A 4,943-nucleotide genomic window follows, 5' to 3' on the forward strand; every position below is an offset into this window, starting at 1 on the left:
GAAAGTGGGAACCGGTTTCGGGATAAAGACATGCGCAAAAACAAAAGGCTAAAGCACATGAAGCGAATCTGAAAGATCGCGACGTGCTTTAACGCAGGCCTGTGGAGGTGACGTCCCTCCAGCGGCCGGGGCAGGATAATGCCAAAAACGCCACGTCCCACCTCCCCTCGATGGGGGAGGCCGGAAGGGTGTGGAGCCACAGCCCCTCACCGCTGGAAAACGACCACCCTGCCCTCGGACTCGTCCCGAAGGCCGCGCTCCCAGCACAGGGAAAGCGGCAGTCTCCGGCGGAAACGTCTAGTTGGGGTCCCGGCCGTCCTGTTCGACCACGGCGTCGAAAAGCTCTCTGGCCTGGGCGGCGCCTATGGTCTCGATGGCCACGGCGGCAATGGCAGCGAAGAGTTCCGCGATCTCCTGGGGATCGGTGATTTCGGCATCGTCATCGTCTGCGTCGGCATTGATCAGAGTAAACACGATACGCGCCTCCAAAGTTAGCCAATGGCACGAGTGTGGGCCGATTCCCGTTACGGAATAAATAAGGGAAATTCACCCTGCGGTGATCGCGCCCGGTTGCCAGCCCCCGATGGCATCCTTACTCTTGCCCCGCCTCGAGCCCGTCCAGATAAGCCTCGATGGCGTCCAGATCGGCCGAAAAGGGCTGCGGCTCATTCCCGAAAACCACCCTGAAGCTCTCATCCTCGCGCAGCGCATGGCCGCCCTTGCCGCCATGCACCTTGATCTTGTCGGCGGTCAGGATGGTCAGTCCATGGCGCGCGGCGACGCGCTTCATGCGGCGCAGGCGCGACGCCTCGAATTCCTTGCGGCTCATTCCGCCTCCGGTTCAACACACAACCCGCCCCTGTCATAGCGTTCCCGCCCGTACTTGCAATGTCCGGCGCGCGGGCACTGGACAGTTTCCCGCCCCAAGGCTAAACGGCTCGCCACGGGTAGATGGCAGAGTGGTTGATTGCTCCGGTCTTGAAAACCGGCGAAGGTGCAAGCCTTCCGGGGGTTCGAATCCCTCTCTACCCGCCACTTGCCGCCTCACGCTTATTTTCCTGCGGCGCCATCCTGCCCAAGAGCGGCGATGACGCGCGCCAGCATGTCGTGGAAAAGCGCTTCATCGGACTCCCCCAGGCATTCGCCCACCAGCCGGTTCACGTCGATCGCCGCCTGGAAGGCCGTCCTGGCCTGTGCCTCCCCGATCGCGGTCAGGCTTATGGTGGCGCTGCGCCGGTCCGCCGGAACCGGCCTCCGTTCGATCAGGCCGTCACGCTCCATGCGCTTGAGCGTGGCCGCCATGGTGGGCTGTTCGACCGAGGCGAGCCGGGCCAGTTCCTTCTGCGACAGCGCCCCGCCATTCTGGAGGGCGAAGAACACCGGCATCGGCCCTGAACTGGCCCCGAACCGCTGCTCGAGCGAACGCGCGAACAGCCGGGCCGCCCAATTGACCAGATAGCCGGTCGAGGTTTCGCGGGCAAAGTTTTTATATAGCTTGCTATTTTGTTTCATAGCGAGCTATGTAACTCCCTGCCCCTGTGCAATGCAAGGATTTCGCCCATGCCGCTTCAGAGCACTGCCGACCGCTATGGTTCCCTCACCATCGCCATTCACTGGCTGACGGCGCTGCTGATCCTGCTTCTCTACGTGACCGGCCTGCAGGCTGCCGCCCAGACCGACGAAATGGCCAAGATCGCCCTGCTGCGCGCCCATATTCCCTTCGGCATCGGCGTCTTGCTGCTCACGGTTCTGCGCGTGGTCTGGCGTCTGGTGGGTGACAGGGGCCTGCCCCGCCCGCCCGCTGGCGAACCCGCCTTGCGCGGTTTTCTGGCGCGGGCCGTGCATGTGGGGCTCTATGTCGTGGTGCTGGTCACCGTGGCGAGCGGCCTCGGCATGGTGGCGCTCTCGGGTGCGCTGCCGGCGATCATCGGCGGCGCCGGACTGCCCGATCTCGATCTGGTGGCGCCGCGCGCCGTTCACGGCCTGGTGCCGCGCCTGATGCTGGCGCTTCTGGTCCTGCATGTCGGAGCGGCGCTCTATCACCAGTTCGTTCTGCGCGACCGCCTGTTGGCGCGAATGGGGCTGGGGCGTCCGGCCGCCTAGTTTTTTTCTAACCTTCGACGCTTTCAAATCTCAGCCGCCCGGCGACCCGCGACGCATTCCCGTCCGAGGGATGGTTGACCCCGTCATAGACCGGAAGATCGGCGAAATCGAAGGGGCTCACCCCGGCCAGGCACGCGGCATTGATGCCGAACTCGCGCGGGTTGGAGCGCCTTTGGTGATGGGTATAGATGCCGCAGACCGAACAGAAATAATGCTTCGCCGTCCCGGTATTGAACTGGTAGAGCGCCAGCTTGTCGGCCCCTTCAAGGATCGTCAGCCCGTCCAGGTCCGCGCTCACGGCCACCGCGCCGCGCATGCGGCAGAACGAGCAGGTGCAGCGCCGCGCCGTATGCAGCCCGTTGGCGAGCCGCACATGGAATTTGACCGCGCCGCAATGGCAGGCGCCGTCGATTTCGCTGATATCGGGACCCATGATTTTTTTCCTTTCGCTCACGGCAGCAGCAGCACCGAGCCCGCCGTTTCGCGCTGTTCCAGCGCCCGGTGCGCGTCGGCGGCGCGCTCCAGCGGGAAGGTGCGGTCGATATTGACGGTGATGGCGCCACCCTTGATCGCCGCGAACAGCGCCGCCGCGCCCTCCAGCAGGTCCTCGCGCCGGGCGAAATAATGCACGCCGGTCGGGCGCGTCAGATAGAGCGAGCCCTTCTTGGACAGGATGACGAGATCGGGAATGGACACCACCCCCGAGGCATTGCCGAAGCTCACCATCAGCCCGCGCGGCCGCAGGCTGTCCAGCGACCCCTCGAACGTGGCCTTGCCAACTCCGTCATAAACCACGTCCACGCCGCGCCCATCGGTCAATTCGCGCACGCGGGCGGCGAAATCCTCCTCGCGGTAATTGATGACGTGGTGGCAGCCATTGGCCTTGGCCAGCGCCAGCTTTTTGGCGCTTCCCGCCGTGCCGATCACCGTGGCGCCCAGCGCCCGCGCCCATTGCGTGGCGATCTGCCCGGTGCCGCCTGCCGCGGCATGCCACAGGATCGTCTGGCCCTTTTCTACCGCCCAGGTCTTGAACAGCAGGTAATAGGCCGTCAGCCCCTTGAGCAGCACCGCCGCCGCCAGGCGCTCGTCGATCCCCTCGGGCAGCGCCACCAGGCGCTCCGCCGGCGCCAGCCGCTCGCTGGCATAGGCGCCCGACAGGCCCTGATAGGCCACGCGCTCGCCCACCTTCAGCCCTTCGACGCCCGGCCCCACCGCAATTATCACCCCCGCCCCTTCATTGCCGGCAATGAAAGGCGTCTGCATCGGATAGAGGCCGGAGCGCTGATAGGTATCGATGAAATTGAGCCCGATCGCCGTTTGCCGCAGCGCCACCTGCCCCGGCCCCGGCGCCGCCAGTTCCCGCTCTTCCAGCGTCAACACCTCGGGGCCGCCGGTTTGATGGACGGTAATGACTTTGGCCATGGCTGGTTTCCTCACGATCCGCGATTTGCTCATATCTATCCAAACCCTACCCCCGCCGAAAGCGTTTCCTCCCCCGGTTCCCCCTCATGGCCGGTCTTGTGCCGGCAATCCACCTCCCGCCTTGCGGGTAAACCATGCGCCCTGCCGTCTGGCCTTGCGCTCCCTCCGGTGCTACAGCCGAACCCATCCGGGCCGGTACAGCAGGTGCAAAATGACTGATTTCGATGCCGATGTGCTTGTGGTCGGCGGCGGGCTCGCCGGCATGGCAGCGGCCATCAGCATCGCCAGGGCCGGGTTCGATACCATTCATATCGCGCCCGAGGCCCCACCCGACCGGCGCACATCGGCCCTGATGGGCCCCAGCGTCGATTTCCTGCGCCAGGCCGGGCTCATCGGCGAGCCCGCCGCCATCGGCCACGCCCTCACCCATATCCGCATCATCGATGCCACCGGGCGGCTGATCCGCGCCCCCGAAACCCTGTTTTCCGCCGCCGAGGCGGACCTGCCGGCCTTTGGCTGGAATTTTGCCAATATCCGCCTGCTCGACCAGTTCCGTGACGTCGCGCGCACCCTGACCAACCTCGAAACGCGTAACCTCGGCGTTACCGCCCTGAGCGGCGATACCGTCACCCTCACCGATGGCAGCCGTCTTTCGGCCCCACTCATCGTCGGGGCCGATGGCAAGGGCTCGCTGGTGCGCGGCGCTGCGGGCCTGGCCATGCGCGAAACCCGGTTCTCGCAGGCCGCCCTGGTCTGCGATCTCGATCTCGCCCGCCCCATCGGCGGCACCTCGGTCGAATTTCATTATCCCAACGGCCCCTTCACCCTGGTGCCGGCCGGCGGCAATCGCGCCAATCTGGTGTGGATCGATGAGCGCGCCACGCTCGACGCCGCCCGCGCCGGCGGTCCTGATACGCTGCTCGCCCTTTTCGCTGAAAAGTCGCAACGCCTCTTCGGCGCCATCACACTGGCCAGTCCCGCCTTCGTCTTTCCCCTGAGCGTGCTCAGCGTGCCTCGCGCCGGCGACAGGGGCGTGGTGCTGGTGGGCGAGGCCGCCCATGCCTTTCCGCCCATCGGGGCGCAGGGGCTCAATCTGGGCCTGCGCGACGTGGCCGATCTCGCCGCCACCCTCGCCGCAACGCCGCGCGGCGGCGCCGATTGGGGCGAGCGCGTCAGCCGCGACTATGCCGACCGCCGCGCCGCCGACCTGGCCCGCACCGGCGGCATCGTCGATGCGCTGTTCCGCTCGCTGCTGGCCGACATGCTACCCGCCCAGATGCTGCGCGCCGGCGGCCTCTGGGCCCTGCGCCTTGCCCCGCCCCTGCGCCGCCGGGCCTTCGCCCTGGGCATGGGCCAGCGCTAGGCCGGCGCTGGGCTCTACCCCAGAAACGGCACCAGCGGCGTATCGGCGCGCAGAT

General features: G+C 66.4%; 7 protein-coding genes and 1 tRNA gene. 3 read left to right on the top strand and 5 right to left on the bottom strand.

All coding sequences use genetic code 11. The features are described from left to right. Positions 1-297: 297 nt before the first annotated feature. Positions 298-474, bottom strand: coding sequence for a hypothetical protein (locus VDP82_RS13805; RefSeq protein WP_323015427.1), 177 nt, complete (start codon positions 472-474; stop codon positions 298-300). A 118-nt stretch (positions 475-592) separates the two neighbouring features. Beyond that, positions 593-829, bottom strand: coding sequence for a hypothetical protein (locus VDP82_RS13810; RefSeq protein ID WP_323015428.1), 237 nt, complete (start codon positions 827-829; stop codon positions 593-595). Between the two features lie 116 nt (positions 830-945). On the opposite strand from VDP82_RS13810, the gene VDP82_RS13815 reads away from it, so the two are divergent. Beyond that, a tRNA-Ser gene (locus VDP82_RS13815) sits at positions 946-1,035 on the top strand. Between the two features lie 15 nt (positions 1,036-1,050). On the opposite strand, the gene VDP82_RS13820 is transcribed toward VDP82_RS13815, so the two are convergent. Beyond that, a complete protein-coding gene (locus VDP82_RS13820) occupies positions 1,051-1,512 on the bottom strand; it encodes a MarR family winged helix-turn-helix transcriptional regulator (RefSeq protein ID WP_323015429.1) in 462 nt (153 codons plus the stop codon). 48 nt (positions 1,513-1,560) lie between these two features. Between VDP82_RS13820 and VDP82_RS13825 the strand changes: the two genes are divergently transcribed. Continuing rightward, entirely contained in the window at positions 1,561-2,103 is a 543-nt protein-coding gene (locus VDP82_RS13825) for a cytochrome b (RefSeq protein ID WP_323015430.1), read from the top strand. Between the two features lie 7 nt (positions 2,104-2,110). Here the strand turns inward: VDP82_RS13825 and VDP82_RS13830 are convergent, their stop codons facing one another. Both VDP82_RS13830 and VDP82_RS13835 read right to left on the bottom strand, forming a co-directional pair. After that, positions 2,111-2,536, bottom strand: a complete 426-nt coding sequence (locus VDP82_RS13830; protein ID WP_323015431.1) for a GFA family protein — start codon at positions 2,534-2,536, stop codon at positions 2,111-2,113. 17 nt (positions 2,537-2,553) lie between these two features. Further along, positions 2,554-3,525 (bottom strand): quinone oxidoreductase, encoded by a 972-nt coding sequence (locus VDP82_RS13835; RefSeq protein ID WP_323015432.1) that lies wholly within the window; start codon positions 3,523-3,525, stop codon positions 2,554-2,556. 211 nt (positions 3,526-3,736) lie between these two features. Here VDP82_RS13835 and VDP82_RS13840 point away from each other — a divergent pair, with 211 nt between their 5' ends. Next, complete coding sequence (locus VDP82_RS13840) at positions 3,737-4,888, top strand: FAD-dependent monooxygenase (protein ID WP_323015433.1); 1,152 nt, start codon at positions 3,737-3,739, stop codon at positions 4,886-4,888. Positions 4,889-4,943 lie beyond the last annotated feature (55 nt).

Source organism: Devosia sp. (assembly GCF_034675085.1).
GTDB lineage: Bacteria > Pseudomonadota > Alphaproteobacteria > Rhizobiales > Devosiaceae > Devosia.

What these genes read in the sequence shown, in the direction of transcription:
- VDP82_RS13810 (WP_323015428.1), bottom strand. Translation starts at nt 829, where the DNA reads ATGAGCCGCAAGGAATTCGAGGCGTCGCGCCTGCGCCGCATGAAGCGC.
- VDP82_RS13820 (WP_323015429.1), bottom strand. Translation starts at nt 1,512, where the DNA reads ATGAAACAAAATAGCAAGCTATATAAAAACTTTGCCCGCGAAACCTCG.
- VDP82_RS13825 (WP_323015430.1), top strand. Translation starts at nt 1,561, where the DNA reads ATGCCGCTTCAGAGCACTGCCGACCGCTATGGTTCCCTCACCATCGCC.
- VDP82_RS13830 (WP_323015431.1), bottom strand. Translation starts at nt 2,536, where the DNA reads ATGGGTCCCGATATCAGCGAAATCGACGGCGCCTGCCATTGCGGCGCG.
- VDP82_RS13835 (WP_323015432.1), bottom strand. Translation starts at nt 3,525, where the DNA reads ATGGCCAAAGTCATTACCGTCCATCAAACCGGCGGCCCCGAGGTGTTG.
- VDP82_RS13840 (WP_323015433.1), top strand. Translation starts at nt 3,737, where the DNA reads ATGACTGATTTCGATGCCGATGTGCTTGTGGTCGGCGGCGGGCTCGCC.